The organism is Virgibacillus necropolis (assembly GCF_044793635.1).
GTDB lineage: Bacteria > Bacillota > Bacilli > Bacillales > Amphibacillaceae > Virgibacillus_F > Virgibacillus_F necropolis_A.
Window position 1 is genome coordinate 2,872,122 of record NZ_CP084992.1, and the last position, 25,463, is coordinate 2,897,584.

21 protein-coding genes are annotated in these 25,463 nt (G+C 36.6%); 16 read left to right on the forward strand and 5 right to left on the reverse strand.

All coding sequences use genetic code 11. The features are described from left to right. The first annotated feature begins 285 nt into the window (after nucleotides 1-285). The 4 genes from LG329_RS13925 to LG329_RS13940 all read left to right on the forward strand — a co-directional run bounded on the left by LG329_RS13925 (nucleotide 286) and on the right by LG329_RS13940 (nucleotide 4,074). Nucleotides 286-1,203: a CAP domain-containing protein gene (locus LG329_RS13925; RefSeq protein WP_404451423.1), complete on the forward strand. Its 918-nt coding sequence runs from the start codon at nucleotides 286-288 to the stop codon at nucleotides 1,201-1,203. A 247-nt stretch (nucleotides 1,204-1,450) separates the two neighbouring features. Next, entirely contained in the window at nucleotides 1,451-2,170 is a 720-nt protein-coding gene (locus LG329_RS13930; RefSeq protein WP_404451425.1) for a lysophospholipid acyltransferase family protein, read from the forward strand. 227 nt (nucleotides 2,171-2,397) lie between these two features. After that, on the forward strand, nucleotides 2,398-3,393 hold the full coding sequence (locus LG329_RS13935; RefSeq protein WP_404451427.1) for a glutaminase: 996 nt from the start codon (nucleotides 2,398-2,400) through the stop codon (nucleotides 3,391-3,393). 12 nt (nucleotides 3,394-3,405) lie between these two features. After that, complete coding sequence (locus LG329_RS13940) at nucleotides 3,406-4,074, forward strand: SOS response-associated peptidase (protein WP_404451428.1); 669 nt, start codon at nucleotides 3,406-3,408, stop codon at nucleotides 4,072-4,074. 354 nt (nucleotides 4,075-4,428) lie between these two features. On the opposite strand, the gene LG329_RS13945 is transcribed toward LG329_RS13940, so the two are convergent. Further along, nucleotides 4,429-5,787: an alanine/glycine:cation symporter family protein gene (locus tag LG329_RS13945; RefSeq protein ID WP_404451429.1), complete on the reverse strand. Its 1,359-nt coding sequence runs from the start codon at nucleotides 5,785-5,787 to the stop codon at nucleotides 4,429-4,431. A gap of 253 nt (nucleotides 5,788-6,040) precedes the next feature. Here LG329_RS13945 and LG329_RS13950 point away from each other — a divergent pair, with 253 nt between their 5' ends. Further along, nucleotides 6,041-6,352 carry a YtxH domain-containing protein gene (locus LG329_RS13950; protein ID WP_404451430.1) on the forward strand — a complete coding sequence of 104 codons (312 nt, stop codon included), beginning with the start codon at nucleotides 6,041-6,043 and terminating at the stop codon, nucleotides 6,350-6,352. Nucleotides 6,353-6,379: 27 nt separating this feature from the next. Next, entirely contained in the window at nucleotides 6,380-7,210 is an 831-nt protein-coding gene (locus LG329_RS13955; protein ID WP_404451431.1) for a YihY/virulence factor BrkB family protein, read from the forward strand. A gap of 45 nt (nucleotides 7,211-7,255) precedes the next feature. On the opposite strand, the gene LG329_RS13960 is transcribed toward LG329_RS13955, so the two are convergent. Then, nucleotides 7,256-9,178, reverse strand: coding sequence for a heavy metal translocating P-type ATPase (locus LG329_RS13960; RefSeq protein WP_404451432.1), 1,923 nt, complete (start codon nucleotides 9,176-9,178; stop codon nucleotides 7,256-7,258). A 240-nt stretch (nucleotides 9,179-9,418) separates the two neighbouring features. On the opposite strand from LG329_RS13960, the gene LG329_RS13965 reads away from it, so the two are divergent. Both LG329_RS13965 and LG329_RS13970 read left to right on the forward strand, forming a co-directional pair. Beyond that, the gene (locus tag LG329_RS13965; RefSeq protein WP_404451433.1) at nucleotides 9,419-10,291 is read left to right on the forward strand and encodes a transporter substrate-binding domain-containing protein; all 873 of its coding nucleotides are present in this window, start codon (nucleotides 9,419-9,421) and stop codon (nucleotides 10,289-10,291) included. 1 nt (nucleotide 10,292) lies between these two features. Continuing rightward, the gene (locus tag LG329_RS13970) at nucleotides 10,293-10,985 is read left to right on the forward strand and encodes an amino acid ABC transporter permease (RefSeq protein WP_404451434.1); all 693 of its coding nucleotides are present in this window, start codon (nucleotides 10,293-10,295) and stop codon (nucleotides 10,983-10,985) included. Nucleotides 10,986-11,166: 181 nt separating this feature from the next. Here LG329_RS13970 and LG329_RS13975 read toward each other — a convergent pair whose 3' ends face one another. Beyond that, nucleotides 11,167-12,324 carry an MFS transporter gene (locus LG329_RS13975; protein ID WP_404451435.1) on the reverse strand — a complete coding sequence of 386 codons (1,158 nt, stop codon included), beginning with the start codon at nucleotides 12,322-12,324 and terminating at the stop codon, nucleotides 11,167-11,169. 171 nt (nucleotides 12,325-12,495) lie between these two features. Here LG329_RS13975 and LG329_RS13980 point away from each other — a divergent pair, with 171 nt between their 5' ends. The 4 genes from LG329_RS13980 (at nucleotide 12,496) to pdaA (ending at nucleotide 16,112) form a co-directional block, all read left to right on the forward strand. Beyond that, the gene (locus tag LG329_RS13980; RefSeq protein ID WP_404451436.1) at nucleotides 12,496-12,888 is read left to right on the forward strand and encodes an OsmC family protein; all 393 of its coding nucleotides are present in this window, start codon (nucleotides 12,496-12,498) and stop codon (nucleotides 12,886-12,888) included. Nucleotides 12,889-12,953: 65 nt separating this feature from the next. Next, the gene (locus LG329_RS13985) at nucleotides 12,954-13,757 is read left to right on the forward strand and encodes a YfkD family protein (protein ID WP_404451437.1); all 804 of its coding nucleotides are present in this window, start codon (nucleotides 12,954-12,956) and stop codon (nucleotides 13,755-13,757) included. A gap of 186 nt (nucleotides 13,758-13,943) precedes the next feature. Then, entirely contained in the window at nucleotides 13,944-15,260 is a 1,317-nt protein-coding gene (locus LG329_RS13990) for a Na+/H+ antiporter family protein (RefSeq protein WP_404451438.1), read from the forward strand. A 57-nt stretch (nucleotides 15,261-15,317) separates the two neighbouring features. Then, a complete protein-coding gene (pdaA, locus tag LG329_RS13995) occupies nucleotides 15,318-16,112 on the forward strand; it encodes a delta-lactam-biosynthetic de-N-acetylase (protein ID WP_404451439.1) in 795 nt (264 codons plus the stop codon). Nucleotides 16,113-16,598: 486 nt separating this feature from the next. Here pdaA and LG329_RS14000 read toward each other — a convergent pair whose 3' ends face one another. Continuing rightward, nucleotides 16,599-19,598 carry an EAL domain-containing protein gene (locus tag LG329_RS14000; RefSeq protein WP_404451440.1) on the reverse strand — a complete coding sequence of 1,000 codons (3,000 nt, stop codon included), beginning with the start codon at nucleotides 19,596-19,598 and terminating at the stop codon, nucleotides 16,599-16,601. Nucleotides 19,599-19,807: 209 nt separating this feature from the next. Between LG329_RS14000 and mbcS the strand changes: the two genes are divergently transcribed. Next, nucleotides 19,808-21,385, forward strand: coding sequence for an acyl-CoA synthetase MbcS (gene mbcS / locus LG329_RS14005; RefSeq protein ID WP_404451441.1), 1,578 nt, complete (start codon nucleotides 19,808-19,810; stop codon nucleotides 21,383-21,385). A 46-nt stretch (nucleotides 21,386-21,431) separates the two neighbouring features. Here mbcS and LG329_RS14010 read toward each other — a convergent pair whose 3' ends face one another. Then, the gene (locus LG329_RS14010; RefSeq protein ID WP_404451442.1) at nucleotides 21,432-21,665 is read right to left on the reverse strand and encodes a PepSY domain-containing protein; all 234 of its coding nucleotides are present in this window, start codon (nucleotides 21,663-21,665) and stop codon (nucleotides 21,432-21,434) included. A gap of 184 nt (nucleotides 21,666-21,849) precedes the next feature. Between LG329_RS14010 and LG329_RS14015 the strand changes: the two genes are divergently transcribed. The 3 genes from LG329_RS14015 to LG329_RS14025 all read left to right on the forward strand — a co-directional run bounded on the left by LG329_RS14015 (nucleotide 21,850) and on the right by LG329_RS14025 (nucleotide 25,460). Further along, the gene (locus LG329_RS14015; protein ID WP_404451443.1) at nucleotides 21,850-22,014 is read left to right on the forward strand and encodes a hypothetical protein; all 165 of its coding nucleotides are present in this window, start codon (nucleotides 21,850-21,852) and stop codon (nucleotides 22,012-22,014) included. 185 nt (nucleotides 22,015-22,199) lie between these two features. Next, a complete protein-coding gene (locus LG329_RS14020) occupies nucleotides 22,200-24,335 on the forward strand; it encodes an AAA family ATPase (RefSeq protein WP_404451444.1) in 2,136 nt (711 codons plus the stop codon). A gap of 252 nt (nucleotides 24,336-24,587) precedes the next feature. Then, nucleotides 24,588-25,460: a ComEC/Rec2 family competence protein gene (locus tag LG329_RS14025; protein ID WP_404451445.1), complete on the forward strand. Its 873-nt coding sequence runs from the start codon at nucleotides 24,588-24,590 to the stop codon at nucleotides 25,458-25,460. Nucleotides 25,461-25,463: the final 3 nt, after the last annotated feature.

Consider the following 25,463-nt stretch of genomic DNA (forward strand, 5'->3'; position numbering starts at 1 on the left):
GATTACGGTATTTATCATTTCTGTTACAAAAGACGCATGATTGTAATATTTTTCAGAAAACGGAAAGGTGTCAACCGTGATTTTTTAGTAGATTATTCCACTAGACTGAACATCTTCCAGTAAATGCTAGTTTATGTGGAGCCGGGAACCTTTATTTTAAAGGCTTTATACAATTCTAGTAAATAATCATTCTATCATGGAAGGCCTTTCCAATAATATTACAGAAAAACCATGCTATGATAATTTTGCAAGACAAAACGCGACTCAAAGGAGATGTTCGACACGATGTTTAAGAAATTAGGTATAGTAACTACAATGTCTACAGCATTACTACTTGGTGGTGCTTTTACAAATACTGTTGATGCAGCAGAAACTACTGATCAAAAACAAAATCAGACTCAACTGCAACAACAAGCATATAAAGTCTTCTATTCTATTAATGCGAAGAATGCTTCAAATTTAAATTTAGATGAAATCAAAGAGAAGGCTCTTTCAAATTTAGATGGTAATTTAAATGGATTAGTGCAAAACATCCTTTCAAACTACCAAGTGAATTTGAAAAATGATAAACAAGCAGAACCAGAAAAGAACAATGAAGAAAAAGAACAAGCTAAAGAGCAACCAACAAAGAAACAAGAAGCTCCTAAACAAGAAGAACCGAAGCAAGAAGCTTCAAAACAGGAAGCTCCTAAACAAGAAGAACCAAAACAAGAAGCTCCCGAACAAGCGGAGTCAAAACAAGAAGCGCCAGCTAAAGCTGAAGCACCTGCTCCACAACAGCCAGCTAAAAAGCAGGAGCAACAAGCACCAGCTCAATCAAGTCAGTTAAATGCATACGAGCAACAAGTAGTGGAATTAACGAATAATGAGCGTGTGGAACGTGGTTTGGAACCATTAAAAGTTGATGTTGAGTTAAGCAAAATGGCACGCGATAAATCACGTGATATGTCAGTAAACAACTACTTCTCTCATACAAGCCCAACACACGGTTCACCATTTGACATGATGGAAAGCTATGGCATCGATTACCAAAGTGCTGGTGAAAACATCGCAAGAGGACAACGTACACCAGAAGAAGTGGTAAATGGTTGGATGAATAGTGAAGGCCATCGCAAAAATATTTTGAGCCCTAAATTTACTCATATTGGTGTAGGTTATGTTGCAGATGGTAACTACTGGACACAAGAGTTTATCGGAAAATAATAGAATGTAAGACATGGAGATTAGCATTTGCTAGTCTCCTTTTTTTATATTAGCAAAGAAAGTATAAACGAAAGTCTGTCTAGCGCAAGCGCCCTAGCCCGCCTGAGGTTTTAAGTCAAATCTCTTTGTGATAAAAAACATCACTAAAAGATTCGTCTTAAACTTGTCGGGGCTGACTAAGGCGCTTGTGCTTTTCTTATATTAAAAATGTGATAAACATCGTATAATGGAAGAGGGAGGAATTTATATGATCCGAAGTCTATGGATATATTTTTGTGCAATTATATATGTTTTACGAAGTGGGCTGAAATTACATAAGGGCCGAAACCTATTTAAACAAGATACTAAACATGCTCAACAGGAACTATTTGAAACACCTAAATGGGTTTCACAAAAAGTAATAAAAAAGACAGGAACAGAAGTATATGTAAAAGGGCAAGAAAAGTTGCCAGAAGAAGCGGTATTGTTTGTAGCAAATCATCAAGGATTATTTGATATTCTAGCTTTAATTGGTTATGTAGGAAAGCCACTAGGGTTCATTGCAAAAAAAGAGGTAGAAAAGATTCCAATTGTAAGTTCATGGATGGGTCTCATGCGTGGTGTGTTTATTGACCGATCGGATAAAAGACAGTCAGTTCGGGCCATTAGTCAGGGCATTGAAAACTTAAAGAATGGGCATTCACTTGTTATTTTTCCAGAAGGTACAAGAAGTCGTGGAAGTAATCTAAATACATTTAAATCCGGAAGTCTGCGGTTGGCAACAAAGGCCAATGTTCCGATAGTACCAATTGCGATAAACGGGACCTATCAAATGTTAGAGGAAGACAATGGTAGGGTGAAAGGGTCAACCATATACATGGCAATTCAGGATCCAATTTATCCGAATGACTATAAAGAAAAGAAACATGGTGAGCTTGCCGAAATCATTCAGTCAAGTATAGAAAAATCACTTAAACAATTGACTTGATAAATAATGAATTAGTTTCTTAAAGTATAGTTGCAGCAAACACCCTCATTAATCTAAGGATTGATGGGGAGTTTTTTTTCTCAAAATATAATTCAAATCGTATTAGTTTTCTTTTTTTGTTGACACTCCTATTATAAAGAGTATTAATTCATTTATCGTGTGTATTTTGTTTAAATGTAAGTTTTATGGGGGAATCCATCATAATATAAATAGAAGAGGTGATACGTATGGTACAAGGTGCTGCTAACTGGAATACGGAATTAAGTCAAGAATGGTTACAAAATTATGTGGATGATTGGGTTTCCTTTTACCGAAAACATACTAGTGATGGGAAGGTTGCCTCATATATTCCGATTCTGGCTGAAGCCAATCAGGATCATTTAGGTATAACCATTCTGGGGAAAAATGGCATGACAATTCGTTCAGGAGACGTAGATATACCATTTACCTTACAAAGTATCTCAAAAATTATCAGTTTTATTGTTGGGTGTGTGGAGCGTGGTATCGCATATATGCTTGACCGTGTGGATGTCGAACCTGCTGGAGAAGCTTTTAATTCAATTATGCACCTGGAGATGCACCAACTAAAAAAACCGTTTAACCCATTAATAAATGCTGGAGCGATAACGGTTACGTCGATTCTTGAGGGGAAAACCCCGGATGAAAAAATTGCACCAATCCTAGACCTACTAGAAAAAATGATTGGTTATCGACCAAAAGTTAATAAAGAGGTGTACCTATCAGAAAAGAAGTCGTCTACTCGAAATAAAGCAATTGGTTACTATCTGCTTGAAACGGGCTTTCTTGAGTCTGATCTAGATGTAACATTGGATACTTATTTTCAACAATGCTCGATTGAGATTACAGTAGATGATCTTGCAAGAATTGGCTTGATTATTGCCAATGATGGAATCAATACGGATACGTGGGAAGAAATCATTCCAAGACAAGAAGCGAGAATTGCGAAGGCCCTTATGCTGACATGTGGGATGTACGATGCCTCAGGGAAATTTGCAACGTATGTTGGCATCCCGGCAAAAAGTGGTGTTTCTGGGGGAATTATTGCAGCTGCTCCAGCACGTGTACGCGATGAGGACTTGCCGTTTTTAGACGGTTGTGGAATTGGAGTTTATGGTCCTGCACTTGATGATAAGGGAAACAGTATCGCGGGAATCCGCTTGTTAAGGCATATTGCGAAACAGTGGGATTTGAGTATTTTTTAAAGGAGTGATTATATGTGTGGAAGGTATACATTACTACGTGAAGAAGTGGAAATCCTAAAGGAATTTGGGATTCAACACTCGATTGATTCCTTTCAGCCCAGTTATAATATTGCACCAGGTCAAAACATACTCGCAGTCATTCATAATGGGAAAGATAAGCGTGCAGGTTACTTAAAGTGGGGGCTTGTTCCTTCTTGGTCAAGTGATGAAAAGATTGGCTATAAAATGATTAATGCCAGAAGTGAAACCGTTCACCAAAAACCAAGTTTCAAGAAGTTGTTAAAGCGCAAAAGATGTTTAATAATTGCAGATAGTTTTTATGAATGGAAAAAGACCGACGAAGCAAAACAGCCTAAGCGAATCCAATTAGCTGATCGTAAACTGTTTGCGTTTGCGGGGTTATGGGATAAATGGGAAGATGACGATAGGAATCTTTTTACATGTACAATTTTAACAAAAGAGGCAAATGGTTTTATGCAGGATATTCATCATCGAATGCCAATCATTCTTCCAAAAGATAAAGAAGATGAATGGATATCACCAAATGAGATGGATGCAGGTTCGGCATATAACTTTTTACAGTCCATACAGGTAGATGATCTAAAAGCACATAATGTCTCAAGTCATGTAAATACTGCTAAAAATAATGGTCCATCATGTATTGAACCATTAGTAAATTAAAAGGAGCAAAACCCAATTTTGCAAATGGGTTTTGCTCCTTTTTTGTCTAATCCAGCTGCGGCTCCTAGAAGCTGTCGTCATAAGCAATGAACATTCCGAACGCTGCCCTACAGGATGTAGGGTAGTTCGATGTTGCCACAGGACGTGGCGATTTTAATCGAACTTCATTAATTTGCGTTCTGCAGTTCCTTGCTTATGCGTCCGCTTCTGAACAGTCGCCTCCGCCTTTTGTCTAGCTGCGGCTCCTAGCGACTAGCAAATAATTAGTCCTGATGAATGTACGTAAAGTTCAACGTACTTTCACATTCCTATTTATTTGTATGTCGCTAACCAGTCGCCTCCGCCTTTTGTTCTCTAAGCTGCTTTTGAGCGTTTTCGTTCTGCTTCTTCTTCTTTTGCTACTTTTATAAATTTCTTTGTTTCGTAAACTACTACACCTGAGAGACCTAGTAATCCGATTAAGTTCGGAATCGCCATTAGGGCATTCATGATATCCGCAATACCCCAAACGATACCTAACTTCTCAACCGCACCATAGAATACGACTAAAACAAACACTATACGGTAAATTGGAACTGCTTTGTCATTAAATAAGTAACTGAAACATTTCTCTCCATAGTACGACCAACCAACTAACGTTGAAAAGGCAAATAATACGATACCAATAGTGACAATATACCCACCAGTATCACCTAGGAAAAATGCAAATGATGCCGCTGTAAGATCTCCACCATTTAAAGTAGAACCAGCATACATGTCTGCCATGACAATCGTTATTCCAGTAATAGAACAAACGATAATTGTATCAATAAACACCTGTGTCATGGAAACAAGTGCTTGACGACCAGGATAGTCTGTCTTTGCCGCAGCTGCAGCAATAGGTGCTGATCCGAGCCCGGCTTCGTTTGAGAAAACACCACGGGCAACACCATATCGGATTACAGTACCTAAGATACCACCACCAATTGCACTACCGGTAAATGCATCATTAAAGATCAAGGCAATCGCGCTTGGTACAATATCCAGGTTCATAACAATAATAACTAAACCACCTAATACATAAAATAAAGCCATTACAGGAACAAAAAATGCTGTTACACGACCAATACTTTTTATTCCACCTAAGATAACTAAACCAGTTAATATTGTAAGTAATAGACCGGTAACCCAAGTTGGAACACTGAATGAGCGCTCTAATGCATCAGAAACTGAATTTGATTGAACCATATTTCCGATACCAAAAGCAGCTACAGATCCAAAAACAGCAAAGGTAACCCCAAGCCATTTTGCCTTTAAACCGCGCTCCAAGTAATACATTGGTCCACCAGACATTTCGCCGCGACTATTAACTACGCGGTATTTAACAGCTAGAAGTGCCTCTGCATATTTGGTCGCCATTCCAAATAATGCACTGATCCACATCCAAAAAACAGCCCCAGGACCACCGAGTACAACCGCTGTCGCAACCCCAACAATGTTTCCTGTTCCAATTGTGGCGGCCATCGCAGTAGTAAGTGCCTCATAGTGACTAATATCTCCCTTGGAGGCCTTATCCTGTCTTTTCGGACTAAACGCGAGTCTTAAAGCATAAGGAAGTGTACGAAACTGTAAGAAAGCTAATCTAAATGTTAGGTAAAGACCTGTACCAACAATTAAAATTAATGTTGGCGGCCCCCATACAAAACTACTAATATTGCTAATGATTTCATTCATGTAATTCCCCCTTTATCATTTTTGTATTATATTGCCTATAATAAATATTCCGAAAATTCTACAGAAAAGTCAAGACAAATTTATAACTTTTTTGTTTTTAATGTAAATTTATTTGTTTATTTCCCGGTTTTAAGGGAAAAAGTAAGGTAGAAATAAAATGGGTATGATAAAGTAGTAGGGGATTGCTAGACCTATATTGAATAGAGTCTATAAGACAAACACCTAGCATATAATTTTAAAGGAGAGATAAATGATGCAAAATAACAAATTAGTATTTGGAATAATAATCGGCGCATTAATTGGTGGATTATCTACTCTTTTTGACCAGGAAACACGCTCCAGAACGAAAGTACAATATTTAAGTGCTAAGAGGAAAACAAATTATTATATGAAGCATCCTTCAGAGGCGGTGCAGAATGCTCGTGTTGCTTGTAATCAATTCAATGAGACATTCAATACAAGCGCTGATAATGCAATTAACGCACTGGAGCAGGTAGAACAAACAATTGATAAAGTAACGAATAGGAAAGATGTTAGTCCACAAAAAATTGAATCAATCAAATAATTATGGATTTGCAAAGGGGGGCGGATAATGAAGAAGGCTGTAAAGTTTTCAAAACAACTTTTTGAGAAAGCTATGGAGGTCGATGTATTTGGCATGGCTGCCCAGCTTGCCTATTTTTTTCTGCTATCTTTATTTCCCTTTCTATTATTCCTAGTAACACTAATCGGGTATCTTCGTTTAGAAGAACAGAAGGTGATTTCTTTTATCGGTGCTTATGCACCAGGAGAGATTGTAACGCTAATTGAATCAAATATTAGTCAGCTTGTAAATGAACAAAATGGTGGTTTATTATCTATTGGTATTATTGGTACCATTTGGTCCGCCTCAGCCGGTATTAATGCCATTATGAAGGCTTTTAATGTGGCGTATGAAGTGGAAGAAGATCGTTCATTTATAGTGGCACGTCTCATTGCAATTGTGTTAACTATAGCAATGGTAGTTGTTATATGTATGGCGTTTTTACTTCCTATTTTCGGCAAAATGATAGGTGAATATCTATTTTCGTTTTTTGGATGGTCAAATAATTTCTTGCAAGTATGGAATACCTTACGATGGGTTGTTTCATCTGTCGTATTTTTCATCGTACTCCTTGCACTCTATAAATTAGCTCCTAATCTTAGAGTTATTTTTAAGGATGCAATTTGGGGGGCAATTTTTGCGACAATCGGGTGGCAACTAGTATCCCTGGCATTTTCCTACTATGTTAGTTCTATTGGTAATTATTCTGCTACATATGGAAGTCTAGGTACGGTAATCACATTAATGATCTGGTTTTACATATCAGGGATCATAATTGTTATTGGTGGTGTCATTAACGCTACTATTAAACAAAGGCGTGTTGGCAGGCTTGAAACATAAAAAAATGATTCATGGCGCTTACTTAATAAGCACCATGGATCATTTTTAATTTAGTAATCGTAAACCATTTAAAATAACTAGGATTGTACTTCCTTCATGTCCGATAACGCCGAGAGGTAAATCAAGTACTTGGAAAAAATTCGATACGATCAATAACCCAATAATAATCAAGGAAAATATAATGTTTTGTTTTACAACCTTATTCATTTGTTTAGATAACTCGAATGCATTCGCAATTTTAGGCAAATCATTCTTCATCAGAACAACATCAGCGGTTTCTAATGCAACATCGGTACCTTCTCCCATTGCAATTCCTACATTTGCTGTTGCTAGCGCAGGGGCGTCATTGATTCCATCTCCAACCATTGCAACGTGTTCGTACTTCTTACGTAAATTTTTCACATGGGTTACTTTTTCTTCGGGTAAGCATTCTGCAATATAATCATCTATACCGGCTTCTTCTGCAATAGCCTTGGCTGTTATATCATTATCCCCAGTAAGCATGACAGTAAATATATTGCGCTTCTTAAGTTGTTTAATAGCGCGTTGTGCGTCTTTTCGAATTGTATCCTTTAAAGCTAACAAGGCAACAATCTCATTATTTTTCTTTGCAAATACGATGGATTTACCCTCGGTAGCAAGTTTATTTGCTACGCCACTATGAAATTCATTAGCTTCTCTTTCCCCTACAAAACTTGTTTTTCCAATCAACCATTCATCATTATCAACTGTAGCAATTATTCCATTGCCGGTTATTGTTTTATGCTGTCTTACATCAAATGAAAATTTATCTATTTGAAGCTTTTGCTTACTATGATTTGATATTGCCTGTGCCAAAGGATGCAGCGATTCATTTTCAATTGCGCCGATTATTTCTAAGATATGTTTCTCATCTAATTTAGCATTAAAATAGGAGTCCGTTACTACAGGTTTACCATTTGTTAATGTTCCAGTTTTATCAAAAGCAATTGCGTTAATATGGCTTAAATTTTCAATATTTACGCCACCTTTAAAAAGTACACCGTTTTTAGCGCCTTTAGAAATTGCAGATAAAGTGGCCGGCATGATTGATGCGACAAGTGCACAAGGGGATGCAACTACAAGTAAAATCATTGCCCGATAAATACTTTCAGTTAATGTCCATCCAAATATAAGATGGGGGAGAAACATCATTGTTCCAACTGAGAGAAGGACCACCTTTACATATGTTCCTTCAAATTTTTCGATAAAAAGCTGCGATGGTGACTTTTCTTCCTGAGCTGATTGGACAAGATTAATTATTTTTTGAAATAATGTTTGATCAGTTGATTTTGTAATTTGAACATGAATTGAACCATCAACAGCAACTGTTCCTGCAAAAACTTCATGGCTGTTTTGTTTAGTTACAGGAATAGATTCCCCAGTTATCGCACTCTCGTTAATCGAAGTTTCACCTTTAGTAATGATGCCATCTGCCGGTATTCGTTCACCAGCCTTAACTAAAATTGTATCTCCAATTTTTAAATTCGAAGCAGCTACAACTTCCTCAATCCCGTTGGTTATAAGAAGGGCTGTTTCAGGTTGCAAATCCATTAGGGATGAAATTTCTTTCTTACTTTTATTCATCGTGTAGGTTTCAAGTGCTCCGGATAATGCAAAAATAAAAATGAGGATTGCACCTTCCGTCCAATATCCAATGGCAGCTGAGCCTATAGCAGCAAAAACCATCAGCATTTCAACATTCAGTTCTCTATTCGCAATCGTTTCTTCAATACCTTCTTTTGCCTTAGCATAACCACCTATTCCAAATGCAAAAAGATGTAGGATCACCCATGCAGGTTGATCTATATAATCAGCAATAAGCCAAGTAGTCAAAATAATTATCCCACTTAACAGTGCTGCTATTAATTCTATATGTTCATAAACTCTCCGAAGCTTGGGTGATTGAAATACATTATTCCTAGTTAATACTTCCGATTTGGCAGACATTTTGTATACCCCTCCTATAAATGATAATGATAGTTATTATTAATTAGAATTATTATAATTAAATACTTGTTATTATATTATCATTAGAAAAAATAATGTCAATAAAAACTTTTCAGGGTTAATTAATACAGTTATGAAAAGTAGTGTATACAGATTTTATTTTCTTTGTATAAACTAAATAAAACTGTTACAATCATTATGAATTTATGAGTATAACAATAGAAGGGATGCGTTTGTATAATGAAACATATTAGAGTATTAATCATATTAATTGCTATACTTCTTGCTTTAGTTGCATGTAGTGATTCATCGGAAAATGGATCGACCGCTAGTGATGATAAAGCAGAAGACGGTAAATGGGCAGAAATACAAGATGCCGGTGAGCTCGTTGTAGGTACTTCTGGGACGCTTTTTGCTGCGTCGTATTACCCTGAAGGATCAGACAGGATAACAGGCTATGATGCGGAAGTAATTCGTGAAATTGCAAAGCGATTAGACTTAGATGTGAAATTTAAAACGATGGGAATCGATGCTTTACTGCCTGCAGTTAATAGTAATCGAATTGATGTTGCAATTAACGACATTGAAATAACTGATGACCGCATGAAGCAATTTTCGTTTACAGATCCTTATAAATATTCATTTACTTCTCTAATAGTTCGATCAGAAGATTTATCTGGAATAAATACATTAGAGGATTTAAAAGGAAAGAAAGCTGGCGGTGGAGCTACAACAGTGTTTAGCGATATTGCACGCCACTTTGGAGCGGAAGTTGTAACATATAGTAATGTTTCGAATGATGTGTATCTTCAAGATGTTGATAATGGTCGTACAGATACTGTAATTAACGATTACTATTTACAAAAATTAGCCCTTAAAGCAATTACCAAATATGATATTAAAATCCATCCAGACCTTAAGTTTCATCCCACTGAACAGGGGATTGTGGTGCGTAAAGATGCATCAAAACTAGTAGATGAAATGAATAAAGCCTTACAGGAAATGCGTGAAGATGGTACATTAACTAAACTCGCAAAGAAATTCTATGGTGGGGAAGATGTATCGAAAAAGCCTGAAGGAGAAATTCGGGAAATTGAAGGCTTAGATATATAAGATGTTTCATGTTGAATTTAACGATGTGCAATTGGAAAAAGTTTTTGACGCGGAGTTAGCATGGAGGAATTTGCCTTTCTTATTAGAAGGTATTCCTTTGACATTGATGATTTCCATAATTGGAATGGCATTAGGTCTTGTAATCGGATTATTTTTAGCGTTGGCGAGGGGTTCGAAAGCAAAAATATGGCGTTATCCTGCACGTATGTATATTTCCTTCATGCGGGGAACACCGATTTTGGTATTTTTATTTATATTATACTTCGGGTTACCATACATGGGTGTTGAGCTATCGGCAGTACTTGCCGCAACAACAGGATTTGGCTTGAATAGTGCAGCATACATTGCAGAAATTAATCGGTCGGCATTAAATAGTATTGATCGAGGACAATGGGAATCAGCAAAGGCGTTAAATATTGGCTATTGGAAAACGATGCGCAAAATCATCTTACCACAGGCTACGCGTATAGCGATTCCACCTTTAACAAATGTATTCATGGATATTGTGAAAGCAACTTCCCTTGCGGCAGTAATTACTGTTCCTGAAATTTTTCAAAAGGCGCAAATCGTTGCAGGGCGATCATTTGACTCGATGACAATGTATATTACAATTGCGCTTATCTATTGGCCAATTTGTATGGTGATATCTTTTGTTCAGGACCGGATGGAAAACAAATTTAGTAAGTTCATATAAGAAAAGCGCAAGCGCCTTGGTCAGCCCCGACAAGTTTAAGACGAATCTCTTAGTGATGATTTTTATCACAAAGAGATTCGACTTAAAACCTCGAGGGGTTAGGCGCTGGAGCTAGACAGATTAACGCCAAAGTTTTATACTTTCTTTCCATATAAAAAAGACACTCATCGCGAGTGTCTTTTTACGTTACAACAAGATTCTTTTTGTATATTGTAGCGGCCAAGATGACAAGAAGCATACCTACAATCACATAGAAAAAGGATACACCTGATGTTATCTGAATAAATAAACCACCTAAATACGGCCCAGTAATGCTGCCAATACTAAAGGCTACACCAGTCATAATATTTCCAGTTGGAAGTAATGACCGGGGAAGAACGTCCGCTAAATAGGAAATGCTAAGTGAAAATAGTGAACCAACGAAAATTCCTGCAAGGGTAAATAGGATAAATAAAGCGAGTGCAGATGTTTCAAAAAAGGTTGCTAAAAAGAAACAAACACTGCCAGCGGATAATACCGTGATTAGAATACTTCGTCGACCGAACCGATCACTAAGAATCCCAAGTGGTAACTGAGATATAACGCTTCCTGCAGCAAAACAAGGTATGATTAAAGATAGAGTTTCTACATCATGTCCAATCCGCAATCCGTAAATAGGGAAGATTCCATGTAGGGTTGCCTCCAAAAATCCATAGCCAAACGCAGGAAGTAAGGCTACCCATCCAATTTTGCCTGTTTGTATAAATCGTTTAAAAGAGCTTGTCCCCTGCCCCGTATATACATCCTCTTCTGGCCATTTGTTTCGAACAAATGCAAGCATAGACCAAACAATCATACTAAATAGTGCAGAAAGGAGAAAAGGTAGTGCTTCATTAATTGATAATAGTCGTGTCATCAATGGACCTAGTGTGAATCCTATTCCGAAGAATAATCCATAAAAGGCAATATCACGGCCCCTTGATTCTTTACTGCTAGTAGTTGTGATCCAGGTTTGAGTCCCGAAATGAAGCATGTTATCGCCAATGCCAATTAGCATTCTAAGGATAAACCAAAACCAAAGAGCATCCCATAATGGAAAAAGTGCTAGAGATACAATTACAAGCAACCCTCCAAATACGATGATTGGCTTAAATCCAAATCTTCGCATTGGTTTTTCCATGAATGGCGAGGCGATTAATACCCCTATGTATAACCCAGTAGCGTGAAGTCCATTTACCGAAGACGAGACACCATTTTGTTCTAGGATTATTGCTAGAAGTGGTAAGATCATCCCTTGTGAAAACCCAGAAATAGCAACAAGAGAAATCAAAATCCAGAATCTGGATCGCGCTGAAGCCAAAATGAATCCCCCCAATCAATCAGAAAAACGTTTCCCTACTCAATCTAAATGTATTTCATCGAATGGTCAATCAAGATGTTTGCTCGAAATTTAAATAAAAGGTTATAATAAACCAAATTAAGGATAAACAGAACTAAAGTAACAAATAATTTCTTATGGGAGTGATTACAAGTGAAGTTTTATTTGAAAGAAAACGGAATGCGTATCGACTTAGACTACGGGGAATTATCGATTTCAGGAAATGAAGAATATGGTTACCGACCATTTCAATTAATGGTTGCTTCTATTGTTGGGTGCAGCGGATCTGTTTTTCGTAAAATTTTAGAAAAACAGCGTACGGAAATTGAGGACATGACAATCACAGCAGAAGTTGAACGAAACCCACGAGTAGCAAACCGTATAGAACGCATAAGCCTTCATTACAGTATAAAAGGATATCAACTGAATAAAGAAAAGCTATACAAAAACCTGGAACTATCAAGGAAAAATTGTTCAATGATACGGTCAGTTGAATCCAGCATTAAAATTGAAGAAACTCTTGATGCAATCGAACTTAATCGTTAATAAGATAAAAGGTATAATATTCGTGTGTCAGAAAAAACTAAGGAGAAATGAAAGGAATGTGACACATGAATAGAAAAGCCATAATTTGGACTGTGATTACAACAATTATTAGTGTGATGTTAATTTTTCCAACATCTAGCTCCGGTAAAGACAAAACACCTTCTCCAAATGACTTTGCTGTACCAAATCACGTGCTTACAATTACGAAAGAAAATACCTATAGCAATTCTTCAGAGGATCAGGAGATTGTTGAACCGAGTAAAGATACCAAAGCATTTATAGAAGAATTAGATATACCAGTTGAAAATCCTGATTTAATTAAAATGCTTAATGAAACAAGTGTAGATCCTACACCATTCTCTATTGGGTATCGGGGCATGATTTATCTTGGAAGATGGGCAATTAATTATAAATCCAAGGATACAACTGTTAATTGGGAATATCAAAAAGTGAATACAAATGAACAGAATAATCTTGGTGGGACCAATCCTCAAAAAATGCATTATGTACAGAAAGAGCAAAAAGGGGTAACAGGGGCATTGGTAAATAAAATAGCAAGTCCAGATGACGTTAAGAAAATGATCTTACTCGATGCTACTAAGGAAACGAACCTACCGCTTTCCTATCAAACCGTCATAGGGAAAGATACACAAAAGGATAATGATTACACCGTCCCAGTTAATAAATTTGGAACACTAACAGCTTATGTACCAGCAGTTATTGATAAAGGGCAAGTTACCTTTGGGGATGTCTATATCCAGCTTAAAGGAAGTAAAAAGTCGATAGAAATAAAAAATGTAACAAAACAGGGTATTGGAGCGTGGATTCCAATTCAGGATCATTTAGCATTTTCTTTTACACTAAACTAATTAAAAAGCCCTTGAAAGTGAGGGCTTTTTTTATTGGATAAAATCAAATACAGTGAAAATATAATCTGCGAACCACAAAAAACAATCCAATTCTGTCTGAAAAAATGGTTGATTTTTATACTTTAATGCTTTATCATGGTGAAGTATTAAAGAGAAAGATTTAATAGAGAGTGGGGGAATCACACCATGGAATGGGTAGTAGTAGTTTCCGTTTTAGTAATGACATTATTAAGCTTGTTACGTGTGAACGTAATTTTAGCAATTATTATAGCTGCACTTACTGCTGGTTTGATGGCAGGATTATCGTTAGTTGAATCAGTAGATATGCTCGTTGGGGGAATGGGAGGACAAGCGGAGACAGCTCTTAGCTATATCCTACTCGGTGCATTTGCGGTGGCAATTAGTTATACAGGTATTACTACAATATTAGTTAATTACTTAATAAAAAAGTTGACAGGAAAAAAAACAATGATGTTGTTAGCAATCGCTGGAGTGGCATGCATGTCACAGAATGTAATTCCAGTTCATATTGCATTTATTCCAATTTTAATTCCTCCGTTGTTAAAGCTGTTTGATGATATGAAGCTAGATCGTCGCGGAGTAGCTTCAGCGTTAACTTTTGGGCTAGTGACCCCATATATCATGATTCCTGCGGGATTTGGTTTGATTTTTCAGGGAATTATAGAAGATAGCATGGAATCTAATGGGGTAAGCATCACAATGGGTCAGGTAACTCTTTCTATGTTAATTCCTGGTCTTGGTATGATTGTTGGATTACTTTTTGCGGTTTTCATTACGTATCGAAAGAATCGTTTTTCTACAACCGATGTAGATGACAATGAAATGGAAGAAGTTTCTATGTCCGCACCAAAAGATGTGAAGTTTAATATAAAGCACTTATATACAGTGCTTGCTATTGTTGCAGCATTGGCGGTGCAATTAATTACAGGAAGTTTAATCATTGGTGCATTAACAGGTTTAGCCCTAATGTTTGTATTTATAGTTGTTCCATTCCGTAATGGTGATAAAGTCATGACAGATGGAATTGCTATGATGGGGACAATTGCATTCGTTATGTTAGTTGCTTCAGGTTACGGAAATATTTTAAAAGAAACAGGAGCTGTAAAAGCCCTTGTAGAGGTATCATCAGGTATCTTTGGCGAAAATAACCAAGCGCTTGTCGCTTTTATATTATTACTTGTGGGATTAGTCGTTACGATGGGGATTGGCTCATCATTTGGAACAATCCCAATCATTGCAGCGCTTTTCGTTCCAATTTGTGTTTCAGTCGGATTTTCACCAATTGCTACAGCAACTTTAATAGGAACTGCAGGTGCTCTCGGTGATGCTGGATCACCAGCATCTGATAGTACACTAGGTCCAACTTCCGGCTTAAATGCTGATGGTCGTCACCACCATATTTGGGATACTTGTGTTCCAACGTTTATGCATTACAATATTCCGTTATTTATTTTTGGGTGGGCAGGTGCAATGATATTTTAACAATGCATAAATCATGTTAGTAAAGGAAAAGTTAAGATAAAAAATAGGTGGGTAATAATGAAAAAAATAACCATTTTTATCTTGCTTCTCACAATGCCATTTCTTGTTGTGTTCTATAGTATTCCCGAAAATATTGCTGCAAGTGGCTATGGATGGGGATACAAGAAAAGTACAAATCATGAAATTCCAGAGATTGGTAAGTATAAGCGAATATTAGATAAGTTCGGTGCTTACTATGTTGATGATTCGGGTGAAAAGGTCGTCTATCTTACTTTTGATAATGGATATGAGCAAGGTTATACTGGAAAAATATTAGATACACTGAAAAAGGAAAACGTTCCAGCAACTTTTTTTGTTACTGGACATTATGTAGAGAGTAAGCCTGATCTCGTTAAGCGTATGGTAGATGAGGGACATATTGTTGGGAACCATTCTTATCACCATCCTGACTTTTCCATTGTTTCAAAGAAAACCATGAAAAAAGAATTAGAAACACTCGAGGATGCTGTTGCCGAGATCACAGATCAAAAGCAAATGAAATACCTGCGTCCGCCACGTGGAATATTTAATGAGCAGACGTTAAAATGGGCCAGTGAACTTGGATACATTCATATCTTTTGGTCGTTAGCTTTTTCCGATTGGAATACGGATAAGCAAAAAGGTGAAAATCATGCATATGAGCAAGTTATGAATCAACTTCACCCGGGTGCTGTTATCCTGTTACACACCGTTTCATCTGATAATGCAGAAGCCTTGCCACGTATTATTAATGATTTGAAGAAAAAAGGGTACACGTTTAAAAGTCTAGACGATTTAGTTCTAAAAGATATACTTCCGAAGTTAATTTATTAAGGCTGTATTCCCAAAGATTGTTGCTTTTTAAGAGAATAGATATAAACTGCGTCATAGCGTATCGCTCCGGAAATACACTACGCGCACCTTAGGGCTCGCGCTGAGCCTCCTCGCGAGCAGAAACCGCTCACTGCGGGGTCTCATCGTCTTCGCTGTTTCCGCAGGAGTCTTCGTGTATTTCCTCCGCTAACATGGTGTCTGGAAGCAGTGCTATATAGCTCCTTTCACTATTTTGGCAGTTGATTTTCGCTGCGGACAGTTGACTCCTGCGGGAACAGCACGAGTCTGAAGACCCCGCAGCGGTGGTCTTCCGCGAGGAGGCTGAAGCCGTGCCCGCGGAAAGCAACGGTCCTCAGCGGAAATCAACATAGCACTTACACTTACGTCGCAATATATATCAACTATGAAGATAAAAAGCAACAATGCGTATGAAAAGAGCCTTTATTAATGAAGAACACCAGCGCAAAACCTGGTGTTCTTCATTTCTTACATATGATTACGATATAAATAAGAATATGGATTTCCTTTAATAAACGGGGTATCAGGGATTTCTTGTTTTAATTTCACTAGTACTGACATTTGGTTGATCACTTTTGCTAGCCGAGTCTCGTCATGTTCATTAATTTCAAACTTAATTCCATAATAAAACGCCTCACCCTTAGCTTCGTTTTTCCAAACTAGATTAGCATTTAAATTAAACTTTTCTCCCATAAGCGTTACTCTGAATATAAATTTTATCGCAGCATTTACTGGAAGTTTTAATGTAGATAAAATCTTTAAACCACCTAACCCAATATCTTCTATAAGCACTTGGGCGGAACCTAGGTTTACTTTACGTTTATTTACCTCCATAATCGACATTTCGCCAATAACATGTGCTGGAAATTCCATTCTAAAATAATTTCTTCTTTCATCCTCAGGTTTCTGGATTACCTTGGTTTTCAGCGGTTTTAAATATCCAGTTTGTAGTATTTGTTCAAAACGATCAATAGGAACGGGCTTTGAATATAAATATCCTTGTATCTCATCACATTCTTTTTGTTTTAGAAAATCGAATTGAGCATACTCTTCGACACCTTCAGCAACAACCTTCATTTCTAATCCTTTAGCTAAGTGTAAAATGGAAGAGATAATGGTTGCGTCTTTTGTATTTTCATCTTCAATGTTGCGTATAAATAGTTGATCAATCTTTATTGTATTTGCATGAAATTCACGCAAATAACTTAATGATGCGTAACCTGTGCCAAAGTCATCAATTGCAATGCTAGCCCCTAAGTCACGTAAACCTGAAAGCGTATTTATTACCATCTTTTCATTTTTCAGCATCGAGCTTTCGGTAATTTCAAATTCCAGGTATTTTGCTGGGATTTGGTTTATATCTAATTGCTCTTTAACATATTCTACAAGACCACTACGTAAAAAACGAATTGGGGATATGTTGATGGAAATGGGCCTTATAGTTAAACCTTTTTCTTTCCATGTCCGCAATGATTCACACACATTTTTAATAACCCAATCACCTATCTGTATGATAAGATGGTTTTCTTCTGCTAATGGGATAAACTCTCCTGGTGAAACAAGACCCCATTCTTCATGATTCCATCTTACTAATGCCTCAGCGCCCTGAATGACCCCATTACTAGGTTTCACACGTGGTTGATAGTAAACTTCAAATTCTTCATTTTCGATAGCTTTTCGCATATCTTTTTCAAGAATATACTTTTTGTAAGAAGTAATGTCTCTGGAAAATGAATAGAGCTGGAAGTTGTTTTTACCCATTTGCTTTGCATGATACAAAGCAGCATGTGCATTTTCAATTAAGGTTAATTTACTGTCACCATCCTCAGGAAAAAAGCTTATACCAATACTAGTTGTAATATGAAGGTCATAGCCATCAACGATTAATGTTTTCTCGATTGCATGTATGAGTTTTTCGGAAAGCTTGAACACAGCTTCTTTATTAGGATAATCAGTAATCAATATAACAAAGTCATTGCTACTAATTCGCGTAAGGTAACTATTTTCATGAAGGGTAGCTTTCATCCTTTCTGATGTTTCTCGTAAGACCTTATCTCCGATGTGATAACCCAATGAATCGTTTATAATCTTGAATCGATCCAAATCTAAATAAAGAAGGGCAAACGGTGCATGCTGCTTTTCTGTGCAATATTGATCTAGTTTTTCATATAGACTTCGCTGGTTTGGTAATCCAGTCAAAGTATCATGGGTAGCAAAGTAGGCAAGCTGTTCATGCATTTCCATTTCAGTTGTAATGTCGATGATCATTCCAAAAAGTTGAACAAGATTTCCAGCCTCATCTAAGCTTGGAACTGTCTGATCAAAAACCCATTTCGTTGTTCCGTCACCACAAATGATGCGGTAACGTTGTAATACTGTTTTTCCTTCAGCTAAATCAATTTGTCGATTCATTACAGTTTCCAGGTCATCTGGATGAATAATCCTTTTCCAAATATCTTCTGGTTTATATAATTGCTCTAAAGGGTAGTTAAGAATGGTTTCTACACCTTTAGATACATAACTAAGGCGGTCCGTGGATACATCTTTTAGCCAAACACCTACACTTAAATTATCGATCATATACTTGAAATGCTTCTGGCTATCAAACATGCGCATTTCTAATTCTTTTTGTTCTGTATAGTCTTTAATGACACCAACAAGCTTATGCGGTTTATTGCCTCGCCATGTAGCTTCAGCTTGAATACTTAGGTAACGTATTTCTCCAGTTCTTCCATGATAGATGCGAAGATCATTCACATATCCTACGCCTTTTTGTATCGCTCGCTCTACTATTTTATATGACCGTTCATAGTCATCGGGATGGACCAATTCAAAAGGTGTCTCCATTGATGGTGTTGAATGTAATGGATCCATTCCAAATAAATCAAAAAATGTATCAGAACAATGTAGTTGGTCCTTTGTAATTTCATATTCCCAACTACCTATTTTTGCAATTTGTTGAGCATGTAGTAAATGTTTTTCACTTATTTCTAACTCTTGTTCCATTCGTATTCTATCTGTTTCGTCCTGTACGATAATGTATACACCGTCGACAACAACTTGAGTTTGTTTGATTGGAATAAAAATTACATTTACGAACATTTCTTCTTGAGTATTATTAATGACAGATATGTATTCCCGTGATGTCTTTCCCTTTAATGCATTGGTAAACGCAGTTGTTAATTTTTTTTGCCATTTATCTTCTACATATTTCATTAAACTAATATTTTCATCAGGGGGATATCCTAAAAATTCGTTAATGCTATTTCGATTGTGTGAAATGATTTCGCCATCTCGTGAAAGTGCAATAATCAGGTCTGGGTGATTATTTGTGAATTGCGTATAATAGTTTATTAATTCACTTGGATTTAAATGCGTTTCACTTGTTGTTAGGTCCTCATATTGATTGTGATGTTTCTTAAAAAGCTGACTTATGATGTTCTTTTTCTTCGTTGAATTAGCTACCATACAATCACGTCCCCAAGAGTAATTTAAAATAACAGAAAAATCAATAAACAATATAACTTATTATAATCTATTATCGGTTAATGTGAAAGAGTTTTTGATAGTACTGTCGAAAAATGTCAGTTATGAATGATTTACTTCAACTATTTATTTAAAATTTTCATAACCTTTGCTATACTAAATATATATTCTTGCATTGGAGATGAAAATAAATGAACAGAGAAGACTTACTAGCACCTAAAGATTATAACATCGTAATGGAAATGGAGCGTTATGCTACCGATCCGACTAGGAAGGCATTGATATGGCAAGATGAGGCTGGAAATAAGAAAGAAATTACGTATAGTCAGTTAATGAAAAATGTAAATAAAATTGGTAACGCTTTCTTAAATAATGGTTTAAAACAGGGCGATAAAGTACTGGTAATGATTCCTCGATTAATCGAAGCGTATGCGGTTTATCTTGCAGCATTAAAAACTGGTATAATCATTATTCCAAGCTCCGAAATATTAAAGACAAAAGATTTGCAGTATAGAATAACGCATGGTGAGGTCAGTGGGGTTGTAAGCTATTTCCCATTTGTAGATCAGTATAAACAAATAAAAGAGTATGATAACTTAAATCGTTTTGTAGTAGGAGAACCGGCAGAAGATTGGCTCCATTTGGATGCATTAATGGACGAATCATCTGATCAGTTAGATATAGCAAAAACAACAAGTGATAACATTGCATTTTTACCATATACGTCTGGTACTACTGGAAATCCAAAAGGCGTAGTTCATACACATGGATGGGGCTTTGCTCATCTAAAAACTGCATCTGAAAATTGGCTATGCATCAATGAAGGGGACAAAGTATGGGCAACGGCTGGACCGGGATGGCAAAAGTGGATTTGGAGTCCATTCTTATCTGTACTAGGTTCAGGAGCAACTGGCTTTGTGTATAATGGTAAATTCGATCCGAAAACCTACTTACAATTACTTAGTGATAATGATATCAATGTTCTATGCTGTACGCCGACCGAATATCGCATAATGGCAAAAGTTGACAACCTGGACGACTATCAATTACCAGCATTACACAGTGCTGTTTCAGCAGGGGAGCCATTGAACAGAGAGGTAATTGATACGTTTACTAACTATTTCGATGTAACGGTTCGTGATGGTTATGGTCAAACGGAAAATACGTTGTTACTTGGTGTGATGAAGGATATGGAAGTGAAACCTGGTTCAATGGGTAAGCCAACACCAGGGAATGAAGTGGACATTATTGATGAAGACGGTAATCCTGTCGCGACAAATGAGATTGGGGATATTGCTGTAAAACTAGACTGTCCTGCTTTATTTAAAGAGTATTATAAAGATAGTGAGCGAACAAAAATATCTCAGCGCGGAAATTACTATGTAACAGGCGACCAAGCATCTAAGGATAAGGATGGTTACTTCTGGTTCGAGGGCCGTAGTGATGACATAATCATTAGTTCTGGTTATACAATTGGGCCATTTGAAGTAGAGGATGCTTTGGTAAAACATCCATATGTACAAGAATGTGCAGTAGTCGCAAGTCCTGATGAAATCCGCGGCAATATTGTTAAAGCCTTCATCGTCTTGAAAGAAAGTGTGGACAAAGACAATCCAGATTTGATAAAAGAACTTCAAAATCATGTAAAAGAATTAACTGCTCCATATAAGTATCCACGTAAGATTGAATTTATCGATGATCTACCTAAGACAACATCAGGTAAAATTCGTCGTATCGAATTGCGCCAAAAAGAAAAACAAACAATATAACAGAAAAAACACTTGGATCGGTAGATAATCCAAGTGTTTTTCTTATTTAATCCGGTATTACACTTATTATTCCACCTGAATTAACATCAACTTCTACTTCGTATTCCATTCCTTGAGACGTAATAATATCAACTTCATAAATCCAAGCTCCATTTTTCGTATCTAATTCCACCTTCACAATTTGTCCCGGAACCTGTTCAGAAGCAATTTGTATCGCTTCTTCTATTGTTATTCTCCGGTTCCAATTTTGCCAGTGCTGGTGTGGGCGATTGTAATACATCAAAACCTCTCCTTTATGATAAATTTCCTGATTATTGTATTCATGGGTCAAAATGAAGTGTCTTGTTGAGTATTAAATCACTGAAATTTTTTGATTTAATTTCTTGAAAATGGACAAAATAATTTTGACAAAAAGGTTTTCTTCTATGCGAAGACTGAACCTAAATAAATGGGAGGGTCGATTAATGTCAGAGCAAAATAAGAATCGCAACAAAGATAAGAACAGACAGAACAACAAGAACAAACATGATAAGCTAGGAAATGACGTTGAGTTTGCGAGTGAAAACGAAAGTGAATTTCTTAATTTAGAGAACAAAAAGAACAAGAGAAAACGAGGTAAGAACAATTAACCACCATTAAACTGATGAAGAGGTTGTTCCAAAATAACATTTTGGGACAGCCTTTTTTTATGTTTATCAGGAAATTTGATCAAAACTCTTGAAAGTCAAAATTGGTCAGAGTATAATGAAGTCAAAGGTCAAATATAGTCAAAGTCAAATTTACCTTTTTAATATTCTATTAGGAGGAATTGCAAATGAAATGTCAACAATGTGGAGTTCGTCCGGCTGATATTAATGTAACCATGCAATTAAATAATGAGAAAATGCATTTGCATGTATGCAATGAATGCTTCCAAGAGATACAAGGAAAATTAATAAATTCAAATGGTTTCTTTTCTGGACCAGGATTTAACAAAAATCAACAAGACTCATTCCAAGAGAAGTTTGCTCAAGGAAATGGAGCATCAAATGTAGGAACTAAAACACAACAAAACCAAGGCAATGGTCTATTAGATAATTTAGGAAAGAACCTGTCACATGCAGCTCGTGCAGGATTAATTGATCCAGTTATTGGACGAGATAATGAAGTAAAACGAGTAATTGAAACATTAAATAGACGTAATAAAAATAATCCAGTTCTAATTGGTGAACCTGGAGTAGGTAAAACTGCAATTGCAGAAGGTTTAGCATTGAAGATAGTCGAAGGAAATGTTCCGACTAAGTTAATGAATAAAGAAATATATTTATTGGATGTTGCGTCTCTAGTAGCAAACACTAGTATGCGCGGGCAATTTGAGGAACGTATGAAACAACTCGTTCAAGAGTTGCAAACGAGAAAAAATGTCATCCTATTTGTAGATGAAATTCATTTATTAGTTGGAGCGGGTACTGCAGAAAGCTCACAAATGGATGCGGGAAATATTTTAAAACCTGCATTAGCACGTGGTGAGTTGCAATTAATTGGTGCAACAACTTTAAAAGAATACCGCAAAATTGAAAAAGATGCTGCATTAGAACGACGCTTCCAACCTATTATTGTGAAAGAACCTTCTGCAGAAGAAGCGATCCAGATACTAAATGGTATTAAGGATCGTTATGAGAAATTTCATGAAGTGAACTATTCTGATGAGGCTATACGCTCATTTGTAACATTGTCACAGCGTTATATTCAGGATCGGTTTTTACCTGATAAAGCAATTGATTTAATGGATGAAGTAGGTTCACGCTTAAACTTAGCAAACACAGAGAAAGATTCAGATGCACTGCAACAACGCTTGGATGAAATTGTTCAGGAAAAAGAAAAGGCTGCAGATGCGGAAAACTATGAACAAGCTGCAAATTTAAGATACCAGGAGATTCAATTACAAAAGCAGCTGGATAAGGCTAAAAATGAATCCCAGGTTACCGATGTTGGAGTAGAGGATATTCTGTTAATTGTAGAAGAAAAAACAGGGATTCCTGTGACTAAACTACAAAAAGACGAGCAAGAAAAAATGAAAAATATTGCTAATAACTTAAGCGAAAATGTTATCGGTCAAGAACAGGCGGTTGAGAAAGTTGCAAAAGCAATTCGACGCAGCCGTGCCGGGTTAAAATCAAAAACCCGTCCAATTGGTTCATTCCTATTCGTTGGACCAACAGGTGTTGGCAAAACGGAATTAACGAAAGCACTAGCAAATGAACTATTTGGTTCCCGTGATTCACTAATTCGACTAGATATGAGTGAATATATGGAGAAACATGCCGTGTCTAAAATAATCGGGTCACCTCCAGGCTATGTAGGTCATGAAGAAGCAGGGCAGTTAACAGAAAAAGTACGTCGCAATCCGTATTCCATCCTTCTGTTGGATGAAATTGAAAAGGCACATCCAGACGTGCAGAATATGTTCCTGCAAATCATGGAAGACGGTCATCTGACTGATTCACATGGTCGTACGGTTAGTTTTAAAGAAACCGTTATTATCATGACAAGTAATGCCGGAACTGGAGATAAGCAGATACAGGTTGGTTTTAACAAGGCTGAGCACGAAGCGGTGTCTACGTTGGATAATTTAAGTGCATACTTTAAACCGGAATTCTTGAATCGATTTGATTCCATCATCTCATTCAATGAGCTATCTGAAGATAACTTATTAAAAATTGTTGACTTGATGCTTGTTGACCTTGAACAAAATTTAGAAGAAAGTCAATTATCAATTGAAATTACTGATTCTGCAAAACGCGAACTGGTAAGGCTAGGTTATGATAAACGGTTTGGTGCACGTCCATTACGTCGTGTAATCCAAGATAAAATTGAAGATCAATTAACCGATTTAATACTGGAAGAAGAAACAGTAGAAAACGTTCATGTTGATATGGTAGAGGATCAAATAGTCGTTAAAACAGTATAATTCTTTGATAAGCTGTTGGCCAAATGTGGCTAACAGCTTTTTTAATTACTGGTAACAAGCCAACATTTTCTAATACTGGTACTCATAATTGAAAGATATCGGTGAAAACTAAGAAGAAAAGCGCAAGCGAATCCTGTAATGAAACCTTTTTATTTAAAAGACAGTCACGACCGTTAATCAAAGCTGTTTCATCAAAAAATAAATGCTCATACAGGAAAACGATAAAGTAATTACTTACGAAGGATGTTGTTCATGGGAAAATATAGATGGTATATCGTTATACTTCTTTTTTTCATATTTGTCACTGCGCCAGTTAATACCATTCATGGGGAACAACAGCCGACTATGCAAGTTCATTTTATTGATGTTGGTCAAGGTGACAGCATTTTAATACAGACACCCGAAGATAAGACAATATTGATTGATGGTGGAACACCTGAGTCTGGTAAAAAAATAGTGGAATACCTTGAAAATCAACAAATTGATAAAATTAATTTACTAATTGTTACCCATCCTGATATTGATCATATCGGAGGGCTCCCAAAGGTAATGAAGTCTACCAAGGTTGAACAAATTCTTGACTCTGGCAAGCTTTACACGACGAAAACATACCGTAAATATATCGGGCAAGTAGCAAAGCAAGGAATACCGGTTGAAATTGCTGAAAAAAATCAGTTAATAAATCTTGATCCTTCATTAAAAATACGTGTATTAAATACGTATGAGCCCTTTCGAAATAATAATGAGTCATCAATTGTATTGAAAGTAACATATAAAGAAATGGACTTTCTATTTTTGGGAGATATTGAAAAGGAACAGGAAAAAGAATTAATGAAAATAGAGGGCCTTCAATCGGAATTTATCAAAGTGGCACATCACGGTAGTCGCACGAGTAGTTCCTTAGACTTTTTGAAAAAGGTAAATCCAAAGGTAGCCATACTGACATATAGTAAACAAAATGATTATGGTCATCCAGTTGGGAGAGTCATTCAGAACCTCTATAGAGTGAATGCTTTGATCTTTTCCACAGCAGTTTTCGGAAACATCACAGTGACTACAAATGGGCATGATTATTATATTTGGACTGAAAAGGGACCAACAAGTGGTATAAGTGAGGAAGGATAATAG

Bases quoted from the DNA above. Each gene is read 5' to 3' on its own strand.
- LG329_RS13925 (WP_404451423.1), top strand. From the start codon at position 286: ATGTTTAAGAAATTAGGTATAGTAACTACAATGTCTACAGCATTACTA.
- LG329_RS13930 (WP_404451425.1), top strand. From the start codon at position 1,451: ATGATCCGAAGTCTATGGATATATTTTTGTGCAATTATATATGTTTTA.
- LG329_RS13935 (WP_404451427.1), top strand. From the start codon at position 2,398: ATGGTACAAGGTGCTGCTAACTGGAATACGGAATTAAGTCAAGAATGG.
- LG329_RS13940 (WP_404451428.1), top strand. From the start codon at position 3,406: ATGTGTGGAAGGTATACATTACTACGTGAAGAAGTGGAAATCCTAAAG.
- LG329_RS13945 (WP_404451429.1), bottom strand. From the start codon at position 5,787: ATGAATGAAATCATTAGCAATATTAGTAGTTTTGTATGGGGGCCGCCA.
- LG329_RS13950 (WP_404451430.1), top strand. From the start codon at position 6,041: ATGCAAAATAACAAATTAGTATTTGGAATAATAATCGGCGCATTAATT.
- LG329_RS13955 (WP_404451431.1), top strand. From the start codon at position 6,380: ATGAAGAAGGCTGTAAAGTTTTCAAAACAACTTTTTGAGAAAGCTATG.
- LG329_RS13960 (WP_404451432.1), bottom strand. From the start codon at position 9,178: ATGTCTGCCAAATCGGAAGTATTAACTAGGAATAATGTATTTCAATCA.
- LG329_RS13965 (WP_404451433.1), top strand. From the start codon at position 9,419: ATGAAACATATTAGAGTATTAATCATATTAATTGCTATACTTCTTGCT.
- LG329_RS13970 (WP_404451434.1), top strand. From the start codon at position 10,293: ATGTTTCATGTTGAATTTAACGATGTGCAATTGGAAAAAGTTTTTGAC.
- LG329_RS13985 (WP_404451437.1), top strand. From the start codon at position 12,954: ATGAATAGAAAAGCCATAATTTGGACTGTGATTACAACAATTATTAGT.
- LG329_RS13990 (WP_404451438.1), top strand. From the start codon at position 13,944: ATGGAATGGGTAGTAGTAGTTTCCGTTTTAGTAATGACATTATTAAGC.
- pdaA (WP_404451439.1), top strand. From the start codon at position 15,318: ATGAAAAAAATAACCATTTTTATCTTGCTTCTCACAATGCCATTTCTT.
- LG329_RS14000 (WP_404451440.1), bottom strand. From the start codon at position 19,598: ATGGTAGCTAATTCAACGAAGAAAAAGAACATCATAAGTCAGCTTTTT.
- mbcS (WP_404451441.1), top strand. From the start codon at position 19,808: ATGAACAGAGAAGACTTACTAGCACCTAAAGATTATAACATCGTAATG.
- LG329_RS14010 (WP_404451442.1), bottom strand. From the start codon at position 21,665: ATGTATTACAATCGCCCACACCAGCACTGGCAAAATTGGAACCGGAGA.
- LG329_RS14015 (WP_404451443.1), top strand. From the start codon at position 21,850: ATGTCAGAGCAAAATAAGAATCGCAACAAAGATAAGAACAGACAGAAC.
- LG329_RS14020 (WP_404451444.1), top strand. From the start codon at position 22,200: ATGAAATGTCAACAATGTGGAGTTCGTCCGGCTGATATTAATGTAACC.
- LG329_RS14025 (WP_404451445.1), top strand. From the start codon at position 24,588: ATGGGAAAATATAGATGGTATATCGTTATACTTCTTTTTTTCATATTT.